This window comes from Halorubrum luteum (assembly GCF_054652935.1).
Map to the genome: position 1 here is coordinate 2,583,779 of NZ_BAAIGT010000002.1, position 26,500 is coordinate 2,610,278.

20 protein-coding genes, 2 tRNA genes, 3 rRNA genes and 1 pseudogene are annotated in these 26,500 nt (G+C 59.4%); 9 read left to right on the forward strand and 17 right to left on the reverse strand.

Going from position 1 to position 26,500, the window contains the following annotated elements; genetic code table 11:
• Window positions 1–96: 96 nt before the first annotated feature.
• Window positions 97–205: pseudogene (locus ACYQ0R_RS12795) on the reverse strand (IS1595 family transposase); the annotation flags it as partial.
• A 381-nt stretch (window positions 206–586) separates the two neighbouring features.
• On the opposite strand from ACYQ0R_RS12795, the gene ACYQ0R_RS12800 reads away from it, so the two are divergent.
• The 3 genes from ACYQ0R_RS12800 to ACYQ0R_RS12810 are packed head-to-tail and all read left to right on the forward strand — an operon-like array spanning window position 587 to window position 1,869.
• On the forward strand, window positions 587–808 hold the full coding sequence (locus ACYQ0R_RS12800) for a UPF0175 family protein (protein ID WP_459824397.1): 222 nt from the start codon (window positions 587–589) through the stop codon (window positions 806–808).
• The gene (locus ACYQ0R_RS12805; protein ID WP_459824400.1) at window positions 809–1,315 is read left to right on the forward strand and encodes a PIN domain-containing protein; all 507 of its coding nucleotides are present in this window, start codon (window positions 809–811) and stop codon (window positions 1,313–1,315) included.
• A gap of 44 nt (window positions 1,316–1,359) precedes the next feature.
• Window positions 1,360–1,869, forward strand: a complete 510-nt coding sequence (locus ACYQ0R_RS12810) for a hypothetical protein (RefSeq protein ID WP_459824402.1) — start codon at window positions 1,360–1,362, stop codon at window positions 1,867–1,869.
• A 251-nt stretch (window positions 1,870–2,120) separates the two neighbouring features.
• Here ACYQ0R_RS12810 and ACYQ0R_RS12815 read toward each other — a convergent pair.
• The 6 genes from ACYQ0R_RS12815 to ACYQ0R_RS12840 all read right to left on the reverse strand — a co-directional run bounded on the left by ACYQ0R_RS12815 (window position 2,121) and on the right by ACYQ0R_RS12840 (window position 8,442).
• Window positions 2,121–2,196 (reverse strand) — tRNA-Cys (locus ACYQ0R_RS12815).
• A gap of 106 nt (window positions 2,197–2,302) precedes the next feature.
• A 5S ribosomal RNA gene (rrf, locus tag ACYQ0R_RS12820) occupies window positions 2,303–2,424 on the reverse strand.
• A 119-nt stretch (window positions 2,425–2,543) separates the two neighbouring features.
• A 23S ribosomal RNA gene (locus tag ACYQ0R_RS12825) occupies window positions 2,544–5,458 on the reverse strand.
• 240 nt (window positions 5,459–5,698) lie between these two features.
• Window positions 5,699–5,770: transfer RNA gene (locus tag ACYQ0R_RS12830), tRNA-Ala, on the reverse strand.
• 178 nt (window positions 5,771–5,948) lie between these two features.
• A 16S ribosomal RNA gene (locus ACYQ0R_RS12835) occupies window positions 5,949–7,419 on the reverse strand.
• Together the 16S, 23S and 5S rRNA genes with 2 tRNA genes alongside form the textbook arrangement of a ribosomal RNA operon.
• Before the next feature lie 693 nt (window positions 7,420–8,112).
• Window positions 8,113–8,442: a non-histone chromosomal MC1 family protein gene (locus ACYQ0R_RS12840; protein WP_459824404.1), complete on the reverse strand. Its 330-nt coding sequence runs from the start codon at window positions 8,440–8,442 to the stop codon at window positions 8,113–8,115.
• A gap of 249 nt (window positions 8,443–8,691) precedes the next feature.
• Between ACYQ0R_RS12840 and ACYQ0R_RS12845 the strand changes: the two genes are divergently transcribed.
• A complete protein-coding gene (locus ACYQ0R_RS12845; RefSeq protein WP_379743734.1) occupies window positions 8,692–8,895 on the forward strand; it encodes an AbrB/MazE/SpoVT family DNA-binding domain-containing protein in 204 nt (67 codons plus the stop codon).
• A gap of 259 nt (window positions 8,896–9,154) precedes the next feature.
• Window positions 9,155–10,213, forward strand: a complete 1,059-nt coding sequence (locus tag ACYQ0R_RS12850) for a quinone-dependent dihydroorotate dehydrogenase (RefSeq protein WP_459824408.1) — start codon at window positions 9,155–9,157, stop codon at window positions 10,211–10,213.
• 31 nt (window positions 10,214–10,244) lie between these two features.
• Here ACYQ0R_RS12850 and ACYQ0R_RS12855 read toward each other — a convergent pair whose 3' ends face one another.
• Complete coding sequence (locus ACYQ0R_RS12855) at window positions 10,245–12,929, reverse strand: valine--tRNA ligase (protein WP_459824410.1); 2,685 nt, start codon at window positions 12,927–12,929, stop codon at window positions 10,245–10,247.
• A 106-nt stretch (window positions 12,930–13,035) separates the two neighbouring features.
• Window positions 13,036–13,713 carry a class I SAM-dependent methyltransferase gene (locus ACYQ0R_RS12860; RefSeq protein WP_459824413.1) on the reverse strand — a complete coding sequence of 226 codons (678 nt, stop codon included), beginning with the start codon at window positions 13,711–13,713 and terminating at the stop codon, window positions 13,036–13,038.
• Between the two features lie 159 nt (window positions 13,714–13,872).
• On the opposite strand from ACYQ0R_RS12860, the gene ACYQ0R_RS12865 reads away from it, so the two are divergent.
• On the forward strand, window positions 13,873–14,451 hold the full coding sequence (locus ACYQ0R_RS12865) for a DUF7090 family protein (protein ID WP_459824415.1): 579 nt from the start codon (window positions 13,873–13,875) through the stop codon (window positions 14,449–14,451).
• Window positions 14,452–14,540: 89 nt separating this feature from the next.
• On the opposite strand, the gene ACYQ0R_RS12870 is transcribed toward ACYQ0R_RS12865, so the two are convergent.
• Window positions 14,541–15,449 (reverse strand): DUF7089 family protein, encoded by a 909-nt coding sequence (locus tag ACYQ0R_RS12870; protein ID WP_459824417.1) that lies wholly within the window; start codon window positions 15,447–15,449, stop codon window positions 14,541–14,543.
• Window positions 15,449–15,538 (reverse strand): hypothetical protein, encoded by a 90-nt coding sequence (locus ACYQ0R_RS12875; protein WP_459824420.1) that lies wholly within the window; start codon window positions 15,536–15,538, stop codon window positions 15,449–15,451. The genes ACYQ0R_RS12870 and ACYQ0R_RS12875 overlap by 1 nt, the downstream gene beginning before the upstream one ends.
• 487 nt (window positions 15,539–16,025) lie before the next feature.
• On the opposite strand from ACYQ0R_RS12875, the gene ACYQ0R_RS12880 reads away from it, so the two are divergent.
• Window positions 16,026–16,256 carry a hypothetical protein gene (locus ACYQ0R_RS12880; RefSeq protein WP_459824422.1) on the forward strand — a complete coding sequence of 77 codons (231 nt, stop codon included), beginning with the start codon at window positions 16,026–16,028 and terminating at the stop codon, window positions 16,254–16,256.
• A 117-nt stretch (window positions 16,257–16,373) separates the two neighbouring features.
• Here the strand turns inward: ACYQ0R_RS12880 and ACYQ0R_RS12885 are convergent, their stop codons facing one another.
• From ACYQ0R_RS12885 to ACYQ0R_RS12900, 4 genes are all read right to left on the reverse strand, one after another.
• The gene (locus ACYQ0R_RS12885) at window positions 16,374–17,555 is read right to left on the reverse strand and encodes an aspartate kinase (protein WP_459824424.1); all 1,182 of its coding nucleotides are present in this window, start codon (window positions 17,553–17,555) and stop codon (window positions 16,374–16,376) included.
• Between the two features lie 356 nt (window positions 17,556–17,911).
• Window positions 17,912–18,652 carry a Zn-ribbon domain-containing protein gene (locus ACYQ0R_RS12890; protein WP_459824426.1) on the reverse strand — a complete coding sequence of 247 codons (741 nt, stop codon included), beginning with the start codon at window positions 18,650–18,652 and terminating at the stop codon, window positions 17,912–17,914.
• On the reverse strand, window positions 18,653–18,994 hold the full coding sequence (locus ACYQ0R_RS12895) for a DUF2073 domain-containing protein (protein ID WP_459825768.1): 342 nt from the start codon (window positions 18,992–18,994) through the stop codon (window positions 18,653–18,655). It lies immediately after the preceding gene.
• A 107-nt stretch (window positions 18,995–19,101) separates the two neighbouring features.
• Window positions 19,102–19,743: an Era-like GTP-binding protein gene (locus ACYQ0R_RS12900; RefSeq protein WP_459824428.1), complete on the reverse strand. Its 642-nt coding sequence runs from the start codon at window positions 19,741–19,743 to the stop codon at window positions 19,102–19,104.
• A 1,200-nt stretch (window positions 19,744–20,943) separates the two neighbouring features.
• Here ACYQ0R_RS12900 and ACYQ0R_RS12905 point away from each other — a divergent pair.
• On the forward strand, window positions 20,944–22,680 hold the full coding sequence (locus tag ACYQ0R_RS12905; RefSeq protein WP_459824431.1) for a Cdc6/Cdc18 family protein: 1,737 nt from the start codon (window positions 20,944–20,946) through the stop codon (window positions 22,678–22,680).
• Here ACYQ0R_RS12905 and ACYQ0R_RS12910 read toward each other — a convergent pair.
• Complete coding sequence (locus ACYQ0R_RS12910; protein ID WP_459824434.1) at window positions 22,677–23,939, reverse strand: S26 family signal peptidase; 1,263 nt, start codon at window positions 23,937–23,939, stop codon at window positions 22,677–22,679. The genes ACYQ0R_RS12905 and ACYQ0R_RS12910 overlap by 4 nt on opposite strands.
• Here ACYQ0R_RS12910 and ACYQ0R_RS12915 point away from each other — a divergent pair.
• On the forward strand, window positions 23,832–25,562 hold the full coding sequence (locus tag ACYQ0R_RS12915; RefSeq protein ID WP_459825770.1) for a DNA-directed DNA polymerase II small subunit: 1,731 nt from the start codon (window positions 23,832–23,834) through the stop codon (window positions 25,560–25,562). The two genes, ACYQ0R_RS12910 and ACYQ0R_RS12915, sit on opposite strands and share 108 nt — an antisense overlap.
• A 300-nt stretch (window positions 25,563–25,862) precedes the next feature.
• Here ACYQ0R_RS12915 and ACYQ0R_RS12920 read toward each other — a convergent pair whose 3' ends face one another.
• Window positions 25,863–26,495, reverse strand: a complete 633-nt coding sequence (locus tag ACYQ0R_RS12920) for an IMPACT family protein (RefSeq protein ID WP_459824436.1) — start codon at window positions 26,493–26,495, stop codon at window positions 25,863–25,865.
• Window positions 26,496–26,500: the final 5 nt, after the last annotated feature.

A 26,500-nucleotide genomic window follows, 5' to 3' on the forward strand; every position in this document is an offset into this window, starting at 1 on the left:
ATGGTTTTACTAGCAAGAAGAACGAGTTAGTAATCCGGAGTATGTTCGCTGTAGCTCTCGGCTAACTGAATTCAGTCGGCTCTTAACTCGAATCGCTCATTCAAAAGAGCTGAGATATCGTTGAAGATATTGCTTCGAGACACCCCTGAACTTCGCCAGCCACTGGCAAAAAAAGAGTATGGCGGTTCTCGAGAGCGCTCACGTGGTGGAAGGAACAGCTGTGCCGATTTATCGTCCATCGTGAATCATACTTAAACTACCAGAGAAATTGATGTTACGGCCTACCGGGATGAGCGTTACATCTACCAGTATTTAGCGACGTGGCTGTGGAACAGTAAGTGGATCCAAGACAGAGTCGTCTTGGACTTTAGGATATCGTGTGAGAAGAGAGCCAAGGGCCCGAATTAAGGCAGTGTTTTAAATATAATAAACTATCACATCAGGTGAATTGTCGCCAAATCGCCCCAGATAGCGGATAAATGAGTGTTTTTGTCTTAGATTGCTATGTAGATGGCAACCCGGTGAGTCGATGAGTGCCCCCTCCCACGATAGATTATTAGGTCCGTGGATCCGATAACTATGTACGATGGCCTCTTCCAGTAGTGAGTCCTCCGACGAACTTGCGACCGCGGTGGGTCGGTACGTTCTCGGCGACCTCTCGCTCGGACGTGCTGCCGAAGCGGCCGGACTGTCCCGGTGGGAGTTCGAAGAAGTGCTGGAAGACGCTGGCTTCACGTCGCTCTACGGGCCACGAACTGACGACCAGTTACAGCGGGAGGTCGACGGTGCACTCGACCTCGACGAATAGATGCCGGACGGATACCCGCAACCGGTTTTCCTCGACGCAACTGTCGTAAGTAATTTCGCCAGTACGAGCTCGGTCGAATTTCTCGTTCACCTACTCGAAGCTCCGATCGTAGTACCCGCAGTCCGTGACGAGATTGAACGGGGAGTCAAACACGGTCACGAGTATCTGACCAGTGCCGTCGAGGCGTTCGACAACGGACTGGCAGTCAGTGACGTTCCACCCGAAACACGAAGAGTGAGCCTCCATGAGCGACTTGATCCGGGAGAAAGGGAAGCATTGCGGGGAGCCGTTGAACGCGACGGGACGATCGCCACTGATGACCTCGCAGCACGCCGTCTTGCGACGGAACTGGATGTGCCGGTCACTGGATCGATAGGCCTCCTCGTCCTCGGCATCAAACGCGAGCATATCGACAGCGAAACTGCGGACGAATGGCTAGAGGTCTGGCGGGACGAACGCGGCTACTACGCCCCCGTCGAGAGCGTCACCGAACTAGTAGATGAATAGAGCCGCGAACGGACGAGAACAGGACCAACGAGTTCCTTCCAGTCATGGACCTCAACAACGCAAGAATTCGGGAGACCTGTGCCGACGCGGTGTTCGAGCGCGGGCAGAACTACCGCGACGAAGGGCGCATTCAGCGAATTGAGCGGTTTGGCGACGGCGGCAAGTCGGTCGAAGCGTACCGGGACGAGGTCGAGGAGCTGTTCGACCAGCGCACACAGCACTATCCAGTCGTCACGGAAGCTATCGACTTCTCACACTTTTTCGAAGTAGCCGAGCAGTACCGCGAGCGCTACCGGGCCGCTGCGACCATCTACCGTGCGCTGTTCGAGGGAATCGACGACAACCAGACCCGCATCGACGCCGCATACGATCACTACGCCAAGGCCTTGCGGTCTGCGCTCGAAGGGTACGTCGACTGCGTGCTCGCGGCCGACCCAAGCGACAACGAATTTGAACGATTCACCGGCGCACTCGAAGCACAGGCGATGTCCGAACCGCGAATCAACGAGGAGCAGTTCCGACGTGCGCTCGGCACCCTCGAAGATCGACGATGACGTATCCCAGCCGAGGTGAAAACGGACCGTCTACTGAGAAGGCCATTTTTGATATCAGTTCAAATACTCGATAGGGCGACGCAACGCGCTGATTCTGTCCCTACGGCGGTACTGCGAGACACCCGTGAACGCCGCTTGTGGACCTTCGACGGATGTGCGTCCGAAACTTCTGTCGTATTCCCGAGATATCGCTTTCAAAAGCGAGGATACGCCAAGAGAATGTCGTCTTGGGCTTTAGGGTAACGTGTGAGAGCCAAGGGCCGGATTTGAACCGGCGTCGGGCGGCTCTGCAGGCCGCTGCGTCTGACCAGACTCTGCCACCTTGGCGCAGTCGAAGGTAGCCCCGTCGCCCGCTTAAGCCTAGCGGTCCGCCGGGTCCGTTTCGAAATGAAAGTGGCCCACGGACGCGATGTCCGTGGGCCCGTCTATGAATAGCAGGCGGCGAATCACGGCTCCCAGAGGGTCTCCCACTCCAGTACTGCCTGAAACGCTGGTGAGCTTAACTTCCGTGTTCGGAATGGGTACGGGTGTTGCCTCACCGCTGTGGCCGCCTTAACGCCGACTCTCGGAGTCGAACCGAGATACCTCCACTGTCGGTCGGTAACTACCGTGTGTACGTGCGATCCAGATACCGCCTGAACTCATGCGAGGTGTGGGCTGTCAGTGCCCCATGGTATGACTGTGGCTCGGTCTGTTAGTGCTCGTGGACTCAACATCTCGTTGCCTCGATGCGTACATCCCGAGTCTATCGAACTCGTCTTCTACGAGTGACCTCTACGGTACCTCTTTTTCATGTGGGTTTCGAGCTTAGATGCGTTCAGCTCTTACCCCGTGTCGCGTGGCTACTCGGCATCTGCCCTTTCGGACAACCGATACACCAGTGGCGACCACTCGTAGTTCCTCTCGTACTATACGAGCGTTCACGTCAGGTACCTTCACACCCCCAATAGATAGCAGCCGACCTGTCTCACGACGGTCTAAACCCAGCTCACGACCTCCTTTAATAGGCGAACAACCTCACCCTTGCCCGCTTCTGCACGGGCAGGATGGAGGGAACCGACATCGAGGTAGCAAGCCACCCGGTCGATATGTGCTCTTGCGGGTGACGACTCTGTTATCCCTAAGGTAGCTTTTCTGTCATCTACGGGTCCCATTCCGGAACCTCGTAGGTTCGCTAGACCACGCTTTCGCGTCAGCGTCACTCGTTGGGAATGACACTGTCAGACCATCTTGTGCTCTTGCGCTCTTCGCCGGATTCCCGACCCGGCTGAGATGATCTTCGGGCGCGCTCGATATCTTTTCGAGCGCGTACCGCCCCAGTCAAACTGCCCGGCTACCGGTGTTCTCCTCCCGGAGTGAGAGTCGCAGTCACCGACGGGTAGTATTTCAATGATGCCTCGGTGGCCCGCTGGCGCGGGTACCTGTGTCACGGCTCCTACCTATGCTGCACATCGGCGACCACGTCTCAGCGACAGCCTGCAGTAAAGCTCTATAGGGTCTTCGCTTCCCCTTGGGGGTCTCCAGACTCCGCACTGGAACGTACAGTTCACCGGGTCCAACGTTGGGACAGTGGCGCTCTCGTTTATCCATTCATGCAAGCCGCTACTGAAGCGGCAAGGTACTACGCTACCTTAAGAGGGTCATAGTTACCCCCGCCGTTGACGGGTCCTTCGTCCTCTTGTACGAGGTGTTCAGATACCCGCACTGGGCAGGATTCAGTGACCGTACGAGTCCTTGCGGATTTGCGGTCACCTGTGTTGTTATTAGACAGTCGGAGCGCCCGAGTCACTGCGACCTGCTCCGTCGAGAGCAGGCATCCCTTCTTCCGAAGGTACGGGACTAACTTGCCGAATTCCCTAACGTCGGTTCTCCCGACAGGCCGTGCCTTGCGCTGGCAGTGCACCTGTGTCGGATCTCGGTACGGACATCATGCTCGTCTTTTCACGGGCCCTATGTACGGCTGACTTGCGCTATCTCAGGCTTCGATCGCTTCCTGCCATGACGGCTTCCACGATGTTCCCTGATTCGACCGGGCGAGTGCCCGGCTCAGCGGTCCACACGGCGTCGACTTTTACTGCATGATGGCACTGGAATATTAACCAGTTTCCCGTTGTCTCGGTCAGGTTGTGGCGAGACTTAGGACCGGCTGACCCTCGGCTGAGTGGCAGTGCCGAGGAACCCTTGCACATCAGGCCGTCGAGGTTCTCACCCGACTATCGCTGCTACTGTGACCAGGATTGTCGTTACTGAACGGTCCACGCGAGCTCTCGCCCGAGCTTCCATCCGGACAGTACGCCGACCTACGCGGTCATCCTTTCACGGATGCGGCCAGGTCTCGGTGGTAGATTTGAGCCCCGATCATTTTGGGCGCCTCAAACCTCGGCCGGTAAGCTGTTACGCTTTTCTTAGAGGGTAGCTGCTTCTAAGCTCACCTCCCGGCTGTTTAGGGCTTGAGACCACCTTCGAATCGCACTTAATCTACACTTTGGGACCTTAACCCGGCTCTGGGTTGTTCCCCTCACGGTACACAGGCTTACCCCGCGCACCGGACTCCCTTCGTCTACGACGCCTGCAGGTTTGGAGTTTGACAGGATGGCCGACTCCTCTCGGAGGCGGGTCATCCAATCGGTAGCTCTACCCTGCGGGCTATCTCGGAAGAGGTCATGCTTCGACATGTTTCGGTCGGAACCAGCTGTTGCCAGGCTCGATGGGCCTTTCACCCCTATTCACGAGTCACGAGAGGGTATTGTAGGACACCAACTCTAACAGGCCTCCACGTGGCTTTCGCCACGCTTCACCTTGCTCGCGAATAGATCGCCTGGTTTCGGGTCGTACCCACGTGGCTCCCCGCGCTTGAACACGGTGGCCCTCGCAATGCTGCGGCCGTATCGGTTTCCCTGCGCCTTCCTCGATACTCGAGTTAGACTCGCCATGTAGGTACACTCCCTGGGTCGTTTTTCAAAACGCACGACACGACGCCGGCTCGATTTTCTTCCTACTGGAGGATCGCTCCTCGGTCGTTTTGAAAATCGCCTTCTACGCCCTGTCGCTCGATCGCCAACTGATTTCAGGCCCTATTGCACCGCCCTTCTCGGGGTGCTTTTCAGCGTTCGCTCACGCTACTTGTTCGCTATCGGTCTCAAGGAGTGTTTAGCCTTCCCAGGGGATGCCTGGGGTGTTCACAGAGGATATCCGACCCCTGCTACTCTGGAATTGACGCCGTTCGTACTTGGATATCTTACGGGGTTGTCACCCTGTTTCACGCTCCGTTCCAGGAGACTTCAGATATCGGTTCGGAACTTGGTTGTCAACCCGAACACCACATTGGTCCGAAGACCTTCGGTTTGGGCTGTGTCGCGTTCACTCGCGGTTACTAACGACATCGCGGTTGCGTTCTTTTCCTCCCCCTACTGAGATGTTTCAATTCGGGGGGTTCCCTATTGCGCAAAGCAATTGCAAAGCGGATTCCGATTTGGAGATCCCATGTTCTTTCCCTCCATGCGGGTCCCATGGGCTTGTCGCAGCTTGGCACGTCCGTCGTCGGCTCTTGAGCCGAGCCATTCACCAGCTGGCACAGTAGCCAGTAGTGTGTCAAGTGACTATGAAAGTCACCCGACTGTATATGGTTCACTGACGTTCCACGAACTCGGATGAGTTCAGTGGACGTCTGGATCGCACGTATACACGGTCGTCATCGAATCACGCCGGGTGTGGACGGCGTGTTCGTCGAACCCTTCCCATCCGCGGTTTCCCGGGGTGGTGCATCGGTCGTCTGTTCCAACGGAGCCGCGTCTCCCACTTAAGGGGACGGGTTCACGCTGGGTGGACATGGACTCACTGGGATTCGAACCCAGGGCATCCTCCTTGCAAGGGAGGCACTCTACCGCTGAGCTATGAGCCCACCTCGCTTCGGACGAAGCGAGGGTGTGTGTCGCGTGTGGTGTGAGCCGTGGTAGTTCGTAAGTGTCCGGGGCGGTGGGTGCGTGGACGTGTGGACCGTGCGAATGAGTAGTCACGTGCCGTCCGAAAGACGGCGCGTGGAAAGGTGAGCTCGCCTGAAAGGCGAGTCTCGGGTCAGTAGGAGGTGATCCAGCCGCAGATTCCCCTACGGCTACCTTGTTACGACTTAAGCCCCCTTGCGAAGCCCAGATTCGACTCGTGAAACGAGCCTCATCCGGACCTCACTCGGGTGCTTTGACGGGCGGTGTGTGCAAGGAGCAGGGACGTATTCACCGCGCGCTTGTGACACGCGATTACTACCGAATCCAGCTTCATGTGGGCGAGTTGCAGCCCACAATCCGAACTACGATCGAGTTTCTGAGATTACCGTCTCCTTTCGGAGTAGGAACCCTCTGTCTCGACCATTGTAGCCCGCGTGTTGCCCAGCACATTCGGGGCATACTGACCTACCGTTGCCCGTTCCTTCCTCCGTGTTGGCCACGGCGGTCTCCCTACTGTCCCCAACCACTTTGCAGTGTTGCTGGCAAGTAAGGATGCGGGTCTCGCTCGTTGCCTGACTTAACAGGACGCCTCACGGTACGAGCTGACGGCGGCCATGCACCTCCTCTCTGTGGCTCGTGGCGAGGTCATCAACCTGACCGTCATTACCACAGTCGATGCTGGTGAGATGTCCGGCGTTGAGTCCAATTAAACCGCAGGCTCCTCCGGTTGTAGTGCTCCCCCGCCAATTCCTTTAAGTTTCATCCTTGCGGACGTACTTCCCAGGCGGCCTGTTTAGCGGCTTCCCTACGGCACAGCACCCACTCGTAGTGGGAGCCACACCTAACAGGCATCGTTTACGGCCAGGACTACCCGGGTATCTAATCCGGTTCGAGACCCTGGCTTTCGTCCCTCACTGTCGGATCCGTTCTCGCGACGTGCTTTCGCCATCGGCGGTCCGTCCAGGATTACGGGATTTCACTCCTACCCCGGACGTACCCGTCGCGCCTTCCGGTCCCAAGCCACGCAGTTTCCACCGGGCGGCTCCCCGTTGAGCGGGGAGATTTCCCGATGGACTTGCGCGGCCAGCTACGGACGCTTTAGGCCCAATAAGATCGGCCATCACTCGGGCTGCCGGTATTACCGCGGCGGCTGGCACCGGTCTTGCCCAGCCCTTATTCGTCCACCTCCCTACGGTGGACAAAAGCACAGGCTCTATGCCTGTGCACTTGGGATCCCCTTATCGCACTGGCGTGCAGTGTAAAGGTTTCGCGCCTGCTGCGCCCCGTAGGGCCCGGAATCTTGTCTCAGATTCCGTCTCCGGGTTCTCACTCTCATGACCCGTACCGATTATCGGCACGGTGGGCCGTTACCCCACCGTCTACCTAATCGGCCGCAGCCACATCCTTCGGCGCCGGAGCGTTTGCCACACTCGCCATTCCAGGCTGAGTGTGGGATGCGCTATTAGCCTCAGTTTCCCGAGGTTATCGCGCTCCGAAGGGTAGTTTGGCCACGTGTTACTGAGCTATTCGCTACGAGTCTGAACTCGTACAACTAGCATGGCTAAATCGGATCCCAATAGCAATGGCCTCCGGCAGGATCAACCGGAATGAGTTCCTCGAGCTTGATTCCCAGCTCGAGGGGGTTGGCGGGTTTTGACTCACACGATGTGTGAGATCAAAACACCATTGCATGGTCCAATATGGTGTCCAGTGCATCCAGCGACCCGGATGGCACCGAACTACCAAGGCTCACATCAGATCACCGCTTACGCCGGAGCGCAGGGGGCGTGATCCTCATCCTTTGCGGACCTGAACGTTGTGTCCGATGGGGTATAAGCCCATCGGAGTGCGTCGGTCCGGTGGCGAAACCGTTCCGGGGAGACCGGTCGGGGTTCGCGATGCGTTCTGCGTCGCGTTCGAGACGAGCGCCCTCGGATTGATAAGGGCGTCGGAACGCGACGACCGGCCGCAATCGGCCGATTGTGACACCCCGTCGCCGGGGCGTCCTTCGCATTCATCCGAATGCCCGGGTTGTACTTAACCCCGTCGAAGCAAACCCGCCACGTCACCCGATTTCATGCGAACATGATCACATGGAAGCGTCGAGCGGCTGACTGGTCGGGAGGAGTTGGTTATTCCCCGTTTGCACCGACGGTCACACCGTAGTGGTACCGCGCACGCGAGTATTGTGGCTCACCGATGTATGGTGGCTCACCGATGTATGGTGACTCACCGATGTATGAATGCGTCGAAAAACTCGGCGTAACTCGGGACGTCTCGGAGCGGAACGTCTCGGAAACCGTTACTCCTCTTCGAGGTACTCGATTCCTTGCTTCGAGACGTTCGCCTTCGTGATGTCCTCGAGGTCGTTGAGCCAGAAATCGTCGTCCGCCTCGTCGACCTCCGGAGCATTGGCCTTCCACGCCCACCCCTCGTACTCGTGGACTTTTTGCGTCCCCTTTTCTCGGAGTCGGATCGTCGTCCGTTCCGCCTCCTCCTCGGAAGGAGCAGGTTCGAGTGTCCGTGCCGCTTTGAGTGCGGCCTGCCGTGGCATATTACCCGAGAACTCGCTCGGTTCCGATCCGTCCTCTTCACGAAGGGCAAAGTTCCGCTTACCGTCTTCACGTACCATGGTTTTACCTCCATGACAAACCAACACACAATACATTATAAACATATCGATGAAATGAAAGCTGCTAGGAATGTCTTTTATATACTATCGGCGCTCGGGCTATCGTTTTCCGGTCGAACGGTCCGTTAACCTTCGATGTGCATCCCCGTTTCGGCGGTCGATCGCTCGCGCGCACGAGAAGAATGGGCTTCGGCGCTGTAAACAACACTTATGTATCTGCTGTGGCGAAGGTCGACGCAGACAACGGCGATGGTCCGCAAGAAGAAACTCAGTCCGAGTGGTGCCAAAGACGAGGACGGGGAGTATCACAACGTGCACGTGAACCTCCACGAGGACGAACTCGCCGTCGCTGGGATGGAGATCGGCGACGAGGTGTTCGTTCGGGTTCGCGACGGGAAGATCATTATCCAGAAGGCCAACTCCGACCCGGAGGATCTCGAACACGACTTCTGAGCGTTCGGCTCGAATGGAGTCCGTGTCCTGAGCGTTCGGCTCGAATGGAGTCCGCATCTCCCATTCGCGAGCAGTGAACCGATATCGGTTCTCCATTGTGCCGCGCTGACGCTCCGGTTCGACCGAAGAAGGTGTGACGCTCCGATTCGGCCGACGAGCGTCCGACGTTCCGATACAATCGAGGAACCAGTTATGGCCGGTCGTCAACGAGCGAACTCAGTCGGCGGATTCATGGCCGTCGGCGACGACGGATACCGCAATGAACGCCTACGATCTGTTGAAGCCGGCGCTGTTCTCGTTCCCGCCGGAGACCGCACACAACGGAATCCATCGACTCCTCAGGACGGCGCAGGGAACGCCGATACAGCACGCACTCCGTCGTCGATACGTCGTTGACGACGCTCGACTCGAAACGGAGGCGTTCGGGCTGTCGTTCCCGAATCCGGTCGGCGTCGCAGCCGGCTTCGACAAGAACGCGGAGGTGCCGCGGGCACTGGCAGCACTCGGATTCGGACACGTCGAAATCGGCGGTGTCACCGCGGAGCGTCAGCCGGGGAACCCGAAACCTCGCATGTTTCGGCTACGCGACGATGAAGCGCTCATCAACCGGATGGGGTTCAACAACCACGGTGCCGACGCCGTCGGCGACCGACTCGACCGGGAGCCGCTTCCTGACGTTCCGGTCGGTATCAACATCGGAAAGTCGAAATCGACGCCGCTCGAGGAGGCGGCGGACGATTACCTGTACACGTACGAGCGCGTCGCGAACGCGGGTGACTACTTCGCGGTTAACGTTTCGAGCCCGAACACCCCCGGACTGCGCGAGCTGCAGAATCGCGAGGCGCTGACCGATATCCTCGGAACGCTTACCGATGCCGGCGCGGCTCCGTTGCTCGTGAAGCTCTCCCCGGACCTGCCGGAGCCCGCGATCGAGGAGGCGCTCGCCGTCGTCGACGATCTCGACCTCGACGGCGTGATCGCGACCAACACAACCACTTCGCGTCCGGAGTCGCTGCGGAGTCCGACGAAAGCCGAGCGGGGCGGCCTCTCCGGAAAGCCGATCGAGGGCACCGCGACGCGGCTAGTCCGGTTCGCCGCCGAACGCACCGACGTTCCCGTTATCGGGGTGGGTGGAATCTCCGACGCGAAGGGAGCATATGAGAAGATACGTGCGGGCGCGTCGATGGTTCAGCTGTACACCGGACTCGTCTACGAGGGACCGGGAATCGCTCGCGACATCAACACCGGACTGCTCGAGTTGCTCGACAGAGACGGGTTCGAGCGGGTCGACGAGGCGGTCGGCGCGGATCTCCAGTGAAGCGGATGCCGCGGATCGCGAACGGCGGTAGTTAACCGTCGTTCCGGACGATGATTACGACGTCGTCCGCCTGTAACAGCTCGCCATCACCCTGATACTGCCGTTGCTCTTCGACAGCGAACTCCTCGTCGACGAGCGTCACCCCCGCGACGTGGAGCTCGTCACCGTCGAGCTCGTAGTCGTCGCGCGCGAGCGCACCCTCGATCGCACCGACCTGGTCACCGTACTTCGGGCCGACCGTCGCATAATCGAGGTCGATCCCCGTGATCACCGTCTCGACCGGGGCGTCGTCGTCGGGGTGTACTTCCAGATCCGTGACGTGCATCACGCCGGTGATATCCTCCTCGAATCCCCTGACGTCGGCGTACACCTCGACCGCGTCGAGTTCGGCGTTCAACGGAAGCTGACTCTCGCTTTTGTACTTGCGGAGCGCACCGACGACGGCGGTCGCGGCCGCGCCGGCGTCGTGATCCGCGTCGAGACCGAGCGGCTCCGGCCAGTCAGCGAGATGGATCGAGTCCGCAGCTCCGTCCGCAACCTCGATGGATCCGTCGAGCGCGTCGAGGTCGGCGGCCGCTTCGGCGTACATGTCGTGCCAGAGCTCCTCGGTAACGTGTGCGAGAAACGGGGCGAACAGCTTCAAAAAGCGACGGTGCGCGGTTCGGAGCGTGTAGCTTGCGGAGTCGTCGTCTCGCTGTTTCGCGATCTCGAGATAGTCGTCACAGAACGTTCCCCAGAAGAACGTCCGAAGCCCGTCGCGAGCCTTCGAGAACTCCCTGTTCGTCAGTTGGTCGGTAAGCGTCTCGATCCGACGGTCGAGTTCGGCAAGCAGCCAGCGATCCAGCTCCCTGAGGTCGGCGTGGTCGGGCCGTTCGGGATACGGATCCGGCGCGAGCGACTCGACGAGCTTCGAGGCGTTCCACAGCTTCCGAATGAGCTTCTCGCCCGCGCGAAGACCCTTCTCCTGATACGGAAGATCGTCGCCGATAGCGGAGCCGGCCGCCCAGTAGCGCGCGGCATCAACGGGATACTTCTCCATAACTGCGTCGGGCTCGACGACGTTCCCCTTCGATTTCGACATCTTCTCCCGGTTCTCGTCTAACACCATCCCGTTGATCATCGTCGACTCGAACGGAACCGCTCCCGTGTGCTCGTAACACTTGATCACGGTGTGGAACAGCCAGAAGGAGATGATGTCATGGCCCTGCGGACGAACGTCCATCGGATATATCTCCGGGCGTGCCATCGTGAACTCCTCGGCCTCCGCGTCCCAGTCCCAGCCAGCGTTGATAAGCGGTGTGAGCGACGACGTCGCCCACGTGTCGAGCACATCGTCCTCCGGGACGAGCTCGTCGTGGCCGCACGCTGGACACGCGTCGACGGGGGGATCGTCCGAAAGCGGGTCTACCGGCAGATCGCCCTTCTCGGCAAGCACCTCGTGGTCGCAGTCGGCGCAGTACCAGACGGGAAACGGGATGCCCGAGGAGCGCTGTCGTGAGATGAGCCAGTCCCACTGGAGCCCCTCGACCCAGTGTTTGTACCGGGTGAACATCTTCTCCGGGAACCACTCCATCTCGCGACCCGCCTCAAGATACTCCTCGCGTTTGTCCAGCACCTCGACGTACCACTGCTCGGTGACGAGGAATTCGACGCTCGTCCCGCAGCGCTCGTGAACGTTGACGGTGTGGGTGATCTCCCAGCGGTCGAGCAGCGCACCGGCCTCGTCGAGATCCTCGACTATCGCTTCGCGGGCCTCCGAGGAGTGGAGTCCCTCGTACTCGTCGGCGACATCCGTCATGTGCGCGGACTCGTCGATCGCAACCCGGAGGTCGAGGTCGTGTGCCTGATACCACTCGATGTCGTTCTGGTCGCCGAACGTACAACACATCACGATCCCGGATCCGGTCTCCATGTCGACGCGGTCGTCCGCGATGATCGGGACCTCGTGACCGAACAGCGGGATCTGGGCACGCTCCCCGACGAGATCCTGATTATCCTCGTCGTCCGGGTGGACGAACACGGCGACGCAGGCGGGCAGGAGCTCCGGACGAGTGGTCGAGATGGTGAACGCGTCGGGGGCGTTGGGGTCGGCATCGTCCCCACTCGCGACCGCGAACTCGATGTCGTGGAAGTGTGATCCCCGCTCGTCGTCCTCGGTTTCGACCTGCGAGATCGCGGTCTCACACTCCGGACACCAGATCGCCGGCGCTTCCTGACGGTACTCGCGACCGTTCTCGTACAGATCGATAAACGAGAGCTGTGAGACGCGCTGGACCTCGGGCGAGATCGTGCGGTACGTGTTGTTCCAGTCGATCGAGAGCCCGACGCCCTGCATCTTCTCGGTGAACTCCTCCTCGTACTCCAGACACACCTCCCGGCATTTTTCCTGGAACTCCCTGCGCTCGAACTCCTGATGGCGAACGTCGAGCTCGCGCTCGGTGAGTCGTTCGGAGGCGATCCCGTTGTCGTCGTACCCGAACGGATAGAACACCTCGCTGTCGTGCATGCGGTGGAATCGAGCGACGATGTCCTGGAGGATTGAGCCGTACACGTGGCCCCAGTGGAGGCTTCCGGAGACCGTTGGCGGCGGGGTGTCGATTGAGAAGGCGGTGTTGGGATCGACCGGATCGTCCGGATACGCGTACGTCTCCTCGTCGACCCAGCGTTGCTGCCAACGTGGCTCGACGGCGTCGGGGTCGTACTCACCGGTAGGCATTATTGGGTAGGGGTTCCGTCGGTTCCCCCTTAACGGACTCGGTTGTGCGAAGCGGCGTGTCGTGCCGGGACGATACAACGTCGCCGGCGACGAGGTGAAGCGTCCCCTACGGCGCGACGCCGACGGTTAGCAGCGTTCCCCATGTCAGATATCGGTCGATCATCGCCTCCCGGCGGTCCCAGTCGTCAGTCGGGAACGCGGACTCCGGCGGGATCTCGATCTCCCGATCGGGGATCGCGTCCTGTTCCGCCACGTGGAGACCGGCCTCTCGAAACGCCTCGCGATACTGCTCACGACTCCACAGCGTCATGTCGACCGAGATCCGCTCCTGCCACTCGTGTGTGGTCTCGCTCTCTTCGAAGAAGTTGACCGCACAGTAAACCGTCCCACCGGGCTTCAGAACGCGTCGGATCTCTTCAAGCGTGTGGTGTGGATCGGACGCGTAGTAGAACGCTTCCATGGTGAACACGTGATCGACCGAGTCGTCGGCGAACGGAAGCGAATCGAAGTCGCCGACGAGGTAGCCAACCGCGTCGTCGTCGGTGTAGCTCCGTGCGTTGCGCGCCATCTCGGGCGCACCGTCGACTCCGTATCCGCGGCCGATCCCTCGCTCGCGAAGCGCGCGAAGCGCGTAGCCGGAGCCAGTTCCGAGATCGACGACCGTGTCGGTCGGCTCGACCGGCATCCGGGCGAGCACGTGTTTTGCGGTGTGCCAGTGCCGATCCTCCATACCCCGATCCTTGCCGGACGTCGCCCACTCGTCGAACTCCTCGCGAACGCTCATAGGATATCGACGGCTGGACGGGTGAAAACCGGATCGAAGCATCGAGACGGTGATCATCGAACCGGAGCATTGAAACGGTGAACATCGAACCGGAGCATCGAAACGGTGAAAGCGTGTCGTTGCCCGCATCATTAAGTCCGTCCGGCGGGTCGGATTGGTATGGAGTACTCGCTCGCCATCGAGAACGGACCCGAAACGATTCCCGGGGGAACCGGACTTCTGCTCGTTCATCCGAGCATCGGCGAGACCGACCGGATCGACACCGATTTCCTGAAAACCGACACCGACGCGTTTCTCGTCGTCTCGACGCGCACGACGGCCCGGGAGGTCGAACAGAAACTGGAGTACTACGACGTCGACGAAACGAAGGCGACGATCCTCGACACCCTTTCGGTGGAACGAGGATACTCACGACGGTCCTCGGATGACGTCTACTACGTCTCTGCACCCGATGATCTCGACGGCGTGGTCGATCGTGTTGGACGATTCCTCGAGGAACACGACGGGAAGCGGCGCGTGTCAGTCGACTCGCTCACGGAGATGGCGTACTACGCCGACGACGACGCCGTCTACGAGGCTGCCTCGGATATTCTTCAGCTACTCGAGGAGCAAGATGCCGTCGGAATTTTTCATCTCTCCGAGGAAGTCCACGAAGTGGCGACCCTCGATCGGTTTCGTAGGCTGTTCGACGCGGTCATCGAACTCGACGAGGAGGGCGTTGTCTCGTTCGATGAGTAGCAAAACACAGCGACGTACCACGGCAGATCGCAAGGCGTAGGAACGGTGTCCGTTGCAGAGTCACGCCGCGGCGTCGATGATGAAAGAGATCACTCCGTCGCCTCGATCATCGAGGCGATCGTTTTTTCGGCCCACGCCACCGCGTACGGTGCTCCTCGCTCACGGTACGCCGTCGTATCGAGCGCAGCGAACGGAGTGGGAAGATCGAGCCCGTGGCGAACCGCCGAACAGGCGTACTCGGTCGCGCTTGCGAACTCCGTTTGACCACGAGCGATCTCCGACGGAAGCTCGTGGAGTCGCCCCTCGAGCCGTTCACCCGCATCCATCCACGCGTCGAACAGCCGCGGATGAGTATCGTTCCACGAGGAGAAGACATCGCGAGTGTGAAGCCCGACCCACGCCTCGAACAGTGCGTGTGCGATCTGGAACACGTCTGCCGAGCCGAGCCCGGTCGCCGGCCCGAGCCCAGTCCCCGAGCCGACTTCGTTCGAAGAAGACGTTGCTTCCTCCGCCGGGCGTCGAATCGCCTCGTCGAGATCGACGTACATCGAGCCGAAAAACGGGAGGAACGTCTCGGGGATAGTGGCGGCCGAGACGTCGTCGGACGCGGAGACGCCCGGAGCCGTGGAGATTCCCGCCCGGACCAGTCGGTCGGCGATCAGAAACGCCAGAAAATCGTCGGGCGTCCCCTCGGCCCGGCGTTTGACGAGGATCGTCTCCGGAGTCGTTTGGGTGGTTCTGACGACGGTGCCGTCGCCCGGGAGACCGATCGTGAACGTCGGGCCCGCGTACGTTCGGAGTAGATCCGGGGTATCGTTCGGGATCCATGCATCAGGGTACGACGCCGGAGAGAGTTCCTCCACGAAGAATCCGAGATCCTCCGCAGCGGCTGGTGGGAGCGTCTCGAAATCCGACTCGACATCCAAGACGACCGAGTCAGGAGCGTGTGTGGCTCGAATTTCGGTGAGGTCGTCAGCAAGCGGCCGCCTCGAGAACATCAGGCAAACACGTACGACAGGATGATCAGTACCGAAAGAACGGCTGATACGCTCACGGTTCCGAGAACGACCTTGGTTGCTTTGCTCATATCCGGGCGTGTGTACGCCGACCGCTTAAATCCACTCAGTTTTCTCGACTCGCAACAGTAAACTCCAGTCTCCCCCCGGCGTCGGAGCGTCGCGATGACCCTCGGTCCGTCCCGGTGTTTAAGTGTTTAGCTCGGATACATGAGCCGCATGCGGATCCGTGACGCACTCGAATCGGACGCCGAAGCTCTCGCCATGCTGTCCGGGAAACCGGAAGGGGTAGTGGTCAATATGATCCACGATCGGTCCGTCCGGGTTGCGGTACCGGAGTCGGAACACCGCTCAGAAAAGACCGAGTCTGACCAACGTCGCCACGAAAACGAGTCTGACCAACGTCGCCACGAAAACGAGTCTGACCAACGTCGCCACGAAAACGAGTCAAACCAGGCCAAAGACGCTAAGACCGGATCCAACACTGAACATCCGAGTGGAGCCGGAAATCCATCACCGTTGCAGGGGTTCATCGGGTATGACGTTCGATCCGGATCCGTGCACGTAACCGATTTCGGCGGATCGGAATCGACGGTTCGTCGGTTGTTCGAAGAGCCGCGTCGGTTCGCCGTTCGCGAGGGGATGTCTCTCGAAGTCGTCGTCTCGGACGACGCCACTGACGAGATTGAAACGATCGAGTCCCTCGGATTCGAGCCGATCGGTGAGGGTCCGCAGTTCGACGGAGGATCGACGACGCGGTTTCGACTCGAACCGAGCGAGACTGACTGATTCCGGCCACTCGTCCAACGACTCCTGGAGTCATACGCGGTCCAACGACTCCTGGAGTCATACGCGGTCCAACGACTCCTGGAGTCGCATGTGGGCGGACTATAGCTGTGATCCTGTTCAGTCGAACTGTCCCTGGACGATTTCGAGCGCGTCCTCCCGGTCGTCCCAGTCGACGAACAACGCGACCGACGTCGCACTCGTGATCAGGTCGATGACGTTGATACCGGCATCGGCGAGCGGATCGATGACGCTCTGGATCACGCCGGGCTGGTTGGGAAGTTCCCCGCCGGTGACCCGGATTACGGCGATCGGGTCGTCGACCGTGACCGACGACAGAGTTTCGTCCTCAACGACTGCTTCGTGAAGCAGGGCTTCGGCAGTCTCCGAGACGTCGACATCGACGTAGAACGTTACCGAATCCATTCCGGAGGCAACCGCGTCGACGTTCACGCTCTCCTTCCGAAGCGCGTTCGAAAGTTCCGAAAGGATCCCGGGTCGGTTTCGGATCGCCCGGCCGGCGACGGTGAGACAGGCGAGCGGCTCCTCACGCATGTCGATGAGGTTCTCGAACTGGCCTTCGATCCGGGTACCGCCGGTGAGGAGGTCACCGTGTTGGTAGTGGACGACCCGTACGCCGAGCGTCTCGTTTTTATACGAAAGCGCCGAGGGAGCAACCACCTCAGCACCGCGGAACGAGAGGTTTCTGAGCTCGTCAACCGTGATCCGTCCGACGTTTCGCGCACCTTCGACGACCCGGGGATCACCGGTCATCACGCCCTCCACGTCGGTGATGATGACGACCTCGTCGGCCTCCATGTAGTTACCGAGCATGACCGCGGTCGTGTCGGATCCTCCCCGACCGAGCGTGGTGACGTTGCCGTCGTAATCCTCGGCGAGGAAGCCCGTAATCACGGGAACGACACCATCGAGCTGCTCCGCAACTGCATGGGCACGCTTTCGGGTCTCCTCGACGTCGACCTCGCCGAGTTCGTTCGTTATCACTGGCCACTCCGGATGTCCCGGCTCAAGGAAGATCGCCTCGATCCCGCGAGCGGAAAGCGCCGCCTTCAGCATCCGGACACTGGTCCGTTCACCCATCGAGACGATCTCCGCCCGGTCCGCATCGTCGGTCTCGAACGTGATGTCCTCGAGCAGCTCGTCCGTCGTCGATCCCATCGCACTGGCGACGACGGCGATCTCGTGTCCCGCCTCAACGGCGTTGGCGATCGAATCTGCTGCACGGTTTATTCGATCACCGGTTCCGAGACTCGTACCGCCGAACTTCGCAACTACGCGCATACGATACCTCCTTCGGTAACTGGGATATCGGTTCCGACATCAGGCCCACCGTAGCCACCGACGACGGACGGACGGAATCCACCTCGATCCGGACCGTGCATCGAGCGCCCGCTTCCATCCCACCGGACCCCAACAGCATCGTGATCGATAAACATGCGCTTGCGTAGCAGAGGGAGCCGCATAACTGTGTCTTCTCGAAAATAGGTAATAGTATTTTAATTATTGAATTTCGTATACGAAATGAGGCGGGGAAATTGGATCGACCGTCAAGCTCGTTCGCTTTGGAGGGCTACCGGTGATACGGATCGGAGCCCATCCACTCGATCTCTTTCAGTATCGTCAATCTGGTGTTTCGATCACTCGTCGGAGACGCCCCATGCGTCGGGCATTTCGATAACGTAGCGACCGTCCTCCTGTAGCGAGATGATGTACTCCTGTCGGTCGTACAGCTCCATCAGGTTCAGTTCGTACTGGCCAGGACTGACGATCCGAATGCTTTCGAACTGGTCGTTGAGTTCGTCGCGGAGATTCTCGATACCGGGTCGTTCGTCGGCCTCGGGTTCACTCCCGGTTGATATCGGATCGTCATCGTCGTTCGCGTCCGGACTGATGGATCGACTTGCACGATCCAGTTCGTCAGGGGTTACGACATCGGATCTGGCGCTCGCTTGAGCCGTGTTTTCGGACTCGGTCTCGTTCAGCTGTTGGGAGCCGTCAGTATCTCTCTCGGGGTCGACCGCGCTCGCGTCCGGCGTCGACGCCAACTCCGATCGTTGCTCTGAACTCCCGGATCCGGTGGTTACACCCGATGAAGGCGTCTCGGATGGCTCGGTCGTCGGGTCGCTATCTACGTCGGAAGATCCGACAGGATCTGACGGTGAATCAGGCGTGCCGGATGCTGAATCATGCGTGCCGGATGCTGAATCAGGCGTGCCGGATGCTGAATCAGGCGTGCCGGACGACGCGTCAGGCGCTGTTTCGGAGCGCCCTTTCGGCTTGAACTGGAACTTGTTCCCGCCACAGTCGGGGCAACCTGACAGCATCTCCTTGGACCCGTCGGGGAACACTCGCCCACAGGAAGTACACTGGTGGGGCATTTACTTTCGGGAGACGAGCGTGCTGATGAGGTTCTCGTCTTTGTGCAGCGTCTCGATCCGGTTTGCAGGACCGATGACCGTGAGTTTCTTTGTCGACTCTCGACCCATCAGCTTATCGAGGAAGCTCTGGTCGGACGCCTCCGCCTTCGGGTACGTCTCGATCTCGATGCCGGTGAAATCGTCCGGACTGATCTCCGTCATCGTCACCTCGATCAGCTTCGACTCCTCGTCCGGCGACAGTCCCTCCTCGAGGATGACGATGTTGCCGTCCCGGACCCCGTCGAGAATGAGACGGATCTTCTCCATGCTCGTGAGTCCCTCCATTCGGGCACCACTTATCATGTCGATCCGAACACCATCGTTCGAATCGTCCCCCTGCACGTTTCTGTCCCTCGGGGGCTCGCCACCGGTATCGTCGCCTCCATCGATATCAGGTCGTGCGTCGGGCATTATCCGAAGTACTCCGCGATCTTACCGTACACTTCGTCCATGTTATCACCCTCCAAAGCTGACAGTGGGATCGTCTCGTGTTGCGGGAACGCGTTCGCGATCTGTTGGACGTTCGACTCCGGGAGATCCGTCTTGTTCGCGAGGATGAGCACGGGCAGATCCTGTGACTCGATGATCCCGATGAGCATCGTGTTCACCTGAGTGAACGGATCCGTCGTCGAATCCAGAACGTAGATGACGCCGTCGACGTCCTCGCGAAGCCAGTGCATCGCTTCCGCGACACCTTCGGTCGCCTCACGCGACCGTCTGACCGCGTCCTCCTTCTCCATATCGTGGTCGAGAAACTCCTTGTAGTCCACCTTCGTGGTCACACCAGGCGTGTCGACGATGTCGATCGTAACCTTGCGTCCGTTGCGCTCGATCTCGACGTTTTCCTTTCGGCGAGCTCGCCGGGTTTCGTGTGGAATCTGACTCTCCGGGCCGACGGCGTCGCCCGTCCAATCACGTGCGATACGATTCGCGAGGGTCGTCTTTCCGGCGTTCGGTGGTCCGTAGATACCGATCCGCTTCGGTTCGTCGGCAGCGAACAACCCGTCTGTGACCCGTGAAATGCTGTCTCTGAGGTTTGTTAACAGTCCCATTCTGATATCCAGTTGGTGTGTTGCTGGTCTCCGGTTGATGCGCTGACTCTCTCCGCCCGTACACGGAAAGATCGATGATATCGTGTGTGAGTTCCATCCCCCGTTTACTTAAGAACTGCGTCAGACACCGAAATCCTAGTGTAGCCCGTTCATTCGCCTATTCTATTCGGTTTTTCTCCGTTCATATCTCTCAAGGTTCATCTCGATTTTATCTCGAATCTTCGTTGCTGTTCATGTCTTTTGCACCTCCCCCTCTCTTTTGCACCTCCCCCACCCCTTCGTTTCGTGTGGAAACACAAGGACGAGGTATAGCAAACCCGCTCGGGTTTGTCCGATCAGGATATGCCTTATTAACTCATTGTAGCAATGAAGAAATTAACCCAAAACCAACTAGAATTTAATCCGATAGAGTACCGAGGGTACTGTTCGATAGACACTATAATAAAACCGTCGGTTATGAAAACCAGATCACCTACCCCCTCCATCGTTCCAGTTCCACACGAAACGAAGGGGTGGGTGGGTTAGTAGCGGCATACAAAACCGGTAAACAAAACTCAAGACGACGACTTCGAGAGGAAGAACACAAAACATAATTATTCCAATAAAGCTAGGAATAAGCTTCTTCGAGTGGCTATCCGAGGATTAGCTACATCTAGGAGAGTTAGCTGAATGCAGGCGGTAAGCCCCTTCCTCAAGGAGCAACGCAGGTCGGAGGCCGAGTAGCGTTAACGAGAGCTGGGGCGGAGTAGTTCACCTTTCTACCCGAAGAACCCGACCACGTAGTTCATGTTGTCGGCGAGTATCAAGTTCAGGTCCGGACACTCCCACCGTACTTGGAATGCTCTCACAGTACTTGGAATACTCACATCGTACGCATAGCGAGCTCCTTCCGTTCTCGTGGAACTGATCCGACTTCTAGGAGCGTTGATGATCCGGCTTCTAGGAGCGTTGATGATCCGGCTTCTAGGAGCCTTGATTATCTTTCCGTACAGGCCGGACCTTCGTTTCGGTTCGGGAGAGCAACACTTTTGTAGTATCTCTCCATCTGTTTCGACTGCATCAATTGGACACACCTCCGTCCCTACTGCCATCAGGCCTCTCGTTTTGGGCCGTCTTGGCGCTGTATACGGGTATAGGGAGATACTGGGTGTGATTTCCACTCGAAACTAGGGGGTTTGGCGATCGAAACCGGGGGTCAAAATGGACGACGACACAGCGAATACGGACGAGAGATCACGCACGAGAACCGATCTGACATCCGTGCACGACGGCTCGAGTGAGCAGAAGGGAAGCGACGACGTCGACAATGTTAACGATGCGAATCTCGATGAAACTGATATCGACGAGACTGATATCGACGTTGACCTTGAGAACAGCGGTCGGGACCGTTCCGCCACTGATGTCAATTTCGACGATGTCGTCCTTGACGACGAGGAGAAGGAGAACAAAGGATTGTTCGATGATCTCCTCTCCGGTGAACCCATCTTCGAGAACAAGGAAGTTCTCCGCCCGTCGTACACGCCACATGAACTCCCGCACAGAAACGACCAGATCAACCAGATGGCCACGATCCTCGTCTCTGCGCTCCGAGGAGAGACTCCATCGAACATCCTTATATACGGGAAAACCGGAACGGGGAAGACGGCTTCCGCGAAGTTCGTTTCTCAGGAACTCGAATCGACCTCCCAGAAGTACGATGTCCCGTGTGAGGTCGAATACATCAACTGTGAGGTCACCGACACACAGTATCGCGTACTCGCACAGCTCGCGAACAAGTTCATCGAGAAGAACCGGACACTGATCGACGATCGGCTCGAACGATACCGGGAGATATACGGAGCACTCGAAGCGGATCCGACTGCCCTGAACCGGACCGAAATCGACGATTTCGACGACCTTCATCGACTGCTTGCCGACGCCGAGACCGCCACTGACGCCAACTTACACGGCGATCGGGACTCGCTCAATGAGCGCGCTCCGTTCGACACCTCCGAGCTGCTCGACGCGATCGACACGCGGATCACGGAACTCGAGGAAGAAGCTGATGAGATGGAGGACGTTCCAATGACGGGGTGGCCAACCGACCGGGTCTATTCGACGTTCTTCGATGCGGTTGACTACCACGAACGGGTGGTCGTCATCATGCTCGACGAGATCGACAAACTCGTCGAGAAAAGCGGTGACGACACGTTGTACAATCTCTCTCGGATGAACTCCGAACTCACCAACTCCCGAATCTCGATCATGGGCATTTCCAACGACCTGAAGTTCACCGATTTCCTTGACCCCCGTGTCAAATCGAGTCTCGGCGAAGAGGAGATCGTCTTCCCACCGTACGACGCCAACCAACTTCGGGACATTCTCCAACATCGTGCGGACATCGCATTTAAACCCGACGCGCTCACGGACGACGTGATCCCGCTGTGTGCCGCGTTCGCGGCACAGGAACACGGTGACGCGCGTCGAGCCCTCGACCTTCTCCGAACGGCGGGGGAGCTCGCGGAACGCTCACAGGCGGAGATCGTCGGTGAAGAACACGTCAGGCAGGCTCAAGATAAGATCGAACTCGATCGGGTCGTCGAGGTCGTCCGAACCCTCCCAACACAGAGCAAGATAGTCCTGTTCGCAGTCATCCTCCTCGAGAAGAACGGAGTACACAACATCAACACTGGCGAGGTGTTCAACATCTACAAACGACTTTGCGAGGAGATCGACGCGGACGTGCTCACGCAGCGTCGGGTAACCGACCTCATAAGTGAACTCGACATGCTCGGAATCGTCAACGCGGTCGTCGTCTCGAAGGGTCGATACGGGCGAACGAAGGAGATGGGTCTCTCGGTTCCAGTCGAAGAGACGGAAGCCGTTCTCCTCTCGGATTCGCGACTCGGAGACATCGAAAACGCGCAGCCGTTCGTCCAAGCGCGCTTTGACAACTAAGCCGGAATCACGTTCGTGCCGCTCCAGGATGGATTCTCCGGACCGATCCGGACCTGCTCTCCGTCGACTGCCGCCGAACTGATGTCGGTCGACGTCGAGAGCAGGTCGGTCAGCTCCACCTGTCCGGTCGCAAGCAAGCGGACGTACCCGAGATACGGAACTCGAACTCGAGCAACGCCGGTCACCCAGTCGGCTTTCACGGGTTCGGCTAACCCGTTTGCCTGATCGTACTCCCCGTTGTTGTCTCCGAGCGTGATGTATCCGTCGTGAGGTGCCGGACAGTGTCTGAGCTCCTCGCAGTCGTCCGCTCGGTGGTATCGGTCGTCGGCTCGATCGTACCAGTTCTCCCCGGCTTCGACGTGAAACATGGCCCGATGGATGATCGGTGAGGCGGTTCGGTCGGGTGGCTGGAAAATAATGACGGAGCCGTGGGATCCGAACGATCGGTAATCGGTCTCCTGTCCGACCTCAGAGGTGACGACGCCGATTTCGTTGTCCGCGGCATCCGGAGCGAACCGACCAGGTTCGGTGACGAACACGAGGTCACCGACTTCCATGTTCGGCTCCATGCTCCCGGACTCGACGGCGACCATCGGCGGCCAAGCGCCGCTGACGGCGAACAGAACCACCCCGAGTAGCAACACGACTGCGACGCTGAAAAGCATCTCTCGAATCCACATCAACGGCCCATCGTTGTCATGTCGGAACCGGTACAAGAACCCGGGATCCTCTCCGGATTCCACCCGATTCGGGGGTTCACCGAACGGATCACGATCACCGCTCGAGGGAGCACTGTTAAAAGAACCATCATACTCCTCTATCGGCTCCGAATCGTCGTTGGACAGTCCCGGCTCTTCGACAGGTGGGTCCGGATCTCCATCGCCTTCAGTCAGCTCTCCGTCGCTCCCCACCTCATCACCGTCCGCTGATTCATGATCGCGACCGTCGTCGCTGTCGGCTGCCTCGCGATCGCTGTCGACTGACCCAGTCGGTCGCTCGGCCGCATCGTCGTCAGCCGATTGCGGCCGGTCGTCGGGGTCCATCGTCAGCGAATTAGCGGGTTCCACTGATAAGCTTCCGGGTCCCGTCCCGCAACCGTTTTGACTGCGACCCACGTTTCCGGTATCGTGCCGCTGGAGTCGAACACTCGGATCGTCACCGAACTGGCTCGGCGTGGGTACAACGCGGAACGTGAAGCGGTTACCCTGTTGGCTGGCGCGCCCGACCCCGAAGCTGCACTGGAGGCGGCGGTCGAACACGCACCCGAAGACGCGCTTCGAATCACGTCCGAGCACGCCCGCGATGCTATCGATGGCATCGACGGTGCCGACGGTCACGACGTGCCCAACCGTGTCGACGCTGGCAACGAACGGACCGGTGACGCCGAGCAGCGCAGCGATTCGGATCCCGCCCACTCTTTCCAAAGTAATTCGAGAACGGCCCGGTCGTCCGGAAACGAATCCACCTCTTCAACTCCATCCCAAAGCGAAGACGATCGCCTGACAGAAGTGGGATCTCCAGATGAAATAAAGGGGTCTGCGTCTACGGGAAGCGAACCGCGAAACTCGGGACGACCGACAGCTGAACCCACTGACTCGGCGGAGCCTGAACACGGCGACTCCCCTCCGGTTGAACCAAACGAATCGACGTCAGCTATCCACGTCCGCGACGCGGAGCTTCGTGACCTCTCGGTCGGTAACGACATGACTGGACACAGCACGGGGACCGGCGAGTACGACGACTTCGTACGGACGTTCCGTGACCGGTACGAACGGCTCTCAAAGGTGCTTCGCGGTCGGGTTAATCATCGTCCAGCCGAGGCGATCGCATCGATGCCCGGCGGAAGCGACGCCGCCATGATCGGACTGGTCAACGATGTCAGGTCCACGAAGTCGGGTCACTGGCTCATCGAGTTGGAGGACACGACCGGGACGTTTTCGGCGCTCGTAATGAAGGACAAGGGGCTCGCCGACGTCGTCGACGAAATCCTAATGGACGAGTGCCTCGCGATCGAGGGGACCCTTGCGGACGATGCGGGAATACTGTTCGCCGACTCGCTGCACTTTCCTGACATTCCACGGACGCATCGACCGGACACGGCGGACCGGCACGTCCAGGCCGCGCTCATCTCGGACGTTCACGTCGGCAGCGACGAGTTCATGGCCGAGGCGTGGCATCGATTCACCGACTGGCTGCACACGCCCGAAGCGGCTCCAGTCGAGTACCTGCTCATCGCGGGCGATATGGTCGAGGGTGTCGGCGTCTATCCGAATCAGGACGAGGAACTCGATATCGTCGATATCTACGAGCAGTACGAGCAGTTCGCGGAGTATCTCAAAGAGGTCCCCGGCGACACGGAGATCGTCATGATTCCCGGCAACCACGATGCGGTCCGGCTCGCCGAGCCCCAACCCGGATTCAACGAGGAGCTCCGAGCGATCATGGACGTCCACGACCCGCGGATCGTGTCGAACCCCGCAACGGTGTCGGTCGAGGGAGTGGACGTGTTGATGTATCACGGGGTCTCGCTGGACGAGGTGATCGCAGAACTCCCCGAGGAGAAAGCGAGCTACGATGAGCCACACAAAGCGATGTATCAACTGCTCAAAAAACGCCACGTCGCGCCGCAGTTCGGTGGACACACCCGGGTTGCTCCGGAGGAACGAGATTATCTCGTGATGGACGGCGTCCCTGACGTGTTCCACACCGGGCACGTACACAAGATCGGATGGGGGAAGTATCACAACGTACTGGCAGTCAACTCCGGCTGCTGGCAGGCGCAAACCGATTTCCAGAAGTCGGTCAACATCGACCCCGACGCCGGGTTCGCTCCCATCTTGGATCTCGACACGCTGGAGATGACGGTTCGGAAGTTCGCCTGACGCAACACCACCGCCGGCGATCCAGTCACGAGCGGAACTCGCCGATGGTCACACGTCGTTCACAACCGGACCCCGTACGGTGGATCATTTTAAGACGGATACCGGCTCCAACCGCTACCGTGATCTGAAAAGAGTCCGCGGCGCACTGGGCGGGAGTGCGACGCACCGCCGCGGCGGACGCCGACCCAACTTATCGCATCTGCGGTCGGACACCTCCAACGCGTCGCCTGCTCGCCATCCAATCGGTTACTGTCGGGATCGCTGTGGGTGCTCGTTCGAGATTTCCAGCCCCCGAAGGGACTACCGTTCGATCTCCACTCGTCCGCTCGTCGCGCTGTTGAGCCGATCGATCAGATCTTCGATCTCCACCATCGGTACCCGAACTTCGAATCGCACCTCCTCGTCGTAATCGGCATCGAACTCCACACCACTCGACTCGATCACGCCTCGAACGGTTCCGGAGTCGTCGTACTCGGTCCGGACGACGAACCGTCGATGAGGTCGCTCCTCGATAACCCCGGCCTCGTCGAGCCCCTCTTTGACGGCTCGCGAGTACGCCCGAGCCAACCCACCGACTCCGAGGTTCGTGCCGCCGTAGTACCGCGTCACGACTGCGACGACGTTCCGAACGTCACGCTGGACGAGCACGTTCAGCGCCGGTTTTCCGGCGGAACCGGTCGGCTCGCCGTCGTCCGAGGAGTACTCCCGAAGCATGATGTCAGAACCGGGGATCCGCTTCGACGCCTCCCCTGCCGGCACCCGGTACGCGGGAACGTTGTGGGTGGCGTCGTCGTACTCCGACTCCACTCGTTCGATGAACTCCTCGGCGTCGGGGACCGTGTCGGCCCGCGAGACGTGACCGAGGAACTCCGACCCCTGTACCTCGAACGTCGCCGTCGCCCGCTTCGCCACCGTCAGGTAGGTGTCGGTCACGACTC

Bases quoted from the DNA above. Each gene is read 5' to 3' on its own strand.
- ACYQ0R_RS12800 (WP_459824397.1), top strand. From the start codon at position 587: ATGGCCTCTTCCAGTAGTGAGTCCTCCGACGAACTTGCGACCGCGGTG.
- ACYQ0R_RS12805 (WP_459824400.1), top strand. From the start codon at position 809: ATGCCGGACGGATACCCGCAACCGGTTTTCCTCGACGCAACTGTCGTA.
- ACYQ0R_RS12810 (WP_459824402.1), top strand. From the start codon at position 1,360: ATGGACCTCAACAACGCAAGAATTCGGGAGACCTGTGCCGACGCGGTG.
- ACYQ0R_RS12840 (WP_459824404.1), bottom strand. From the start codon at position 8,442: ATGGTACGTGAAGACGGTAAGCGGAACTTTGCCCTTCGTGAAGAGGAC.
- ACYQ0R_RS12845 (WP_379743734.1), top strand. From the start codon at position 8,692: ATGGTCCGCAAGAAGAAACTCAGTCCGAGTGGTGCCAAAGACGAGGAC.
- ACYQ0R_RS12850 (WP_459824408.1), top strand. From the start codon at position 9,155: ATGAACGCCTACGATCTGTTGAAGCCGGCGCTGTTCTCGTTCCCGCCG.
- ACYQ0R_RS12855 (WP_459824410.1), bottom strand. From the start codon at position 12,929: ATGCCTACCGGTGAGTACGACCCCGACGCCGTCGAGCCACGTTGGCAG.
- ACYQ0R_RS12860 (WP_459824413.1), bottom strand. From the start codon at position 13,713: ATGAGCGTTCGCGAGGAGTTCGACGAGTGGGCGACGTCCGGCAAGGAT.
- ACYQ0R_RS12865 (WP_459824415.1), top strand. From the start codon at position 13,873: ATGGAGTACTCGCTCGCCATCGAGAACGGACCCGAAACGATTCCCGGG.
- ACYQ0R_RS12870 (WP_459824417.1), bottom strand. From the start codon at position 15,449: ATGTTCTCGAGGCGGCCGCTTGCTGACGACCTCACCGAAATTCGAGCC.
- ACYQ0R_RS12875 (WP_459824420.1), bottom strand. From the start codon at position 15,538: ATGAGCAAAGCAACCAAGGTCGTTCTCGGAACCGTGAGCGTATCAGCC.
- ACYQ0R_RS12885 (WP_459824424.1), bottom strand. From the start codon at position 17,555: ATGCGCGTAGTTGCGAAGTTCGGCGGTACGAGTCTCGGAACCGGTGAT.
- ACYQ0R_RS12890 (WP_459824426.1), bottom strand. From the start codon at position 18,652: ATGCCCCACCAGTGTACTTCCTGTGGGCGAGTGTTCCCCGACGGGTCC.
- ACYQ0R_RS12895 (WP_459825768.1), bottom strand. From the start codon at position 18,994: ATGATAAGTGGTGCCCGAATGGAGGGACTCACGAGCATGGAGAAGATC.
- ACYQ0R_RS12900 (WP_459824428.1), bottom strand. From the start codon at position 19,743: ATGGGACTGTTAACAAACCTCAGAGACAGCATTTCACGGGTCACAGAC.
- ACYQ0R_RS12905 (WP_459824431.1), top strand. From the start codon at position 20,944: ATGGACGACGACACAGCGAATACGGACGAGAGATCACGCACGAGAACC.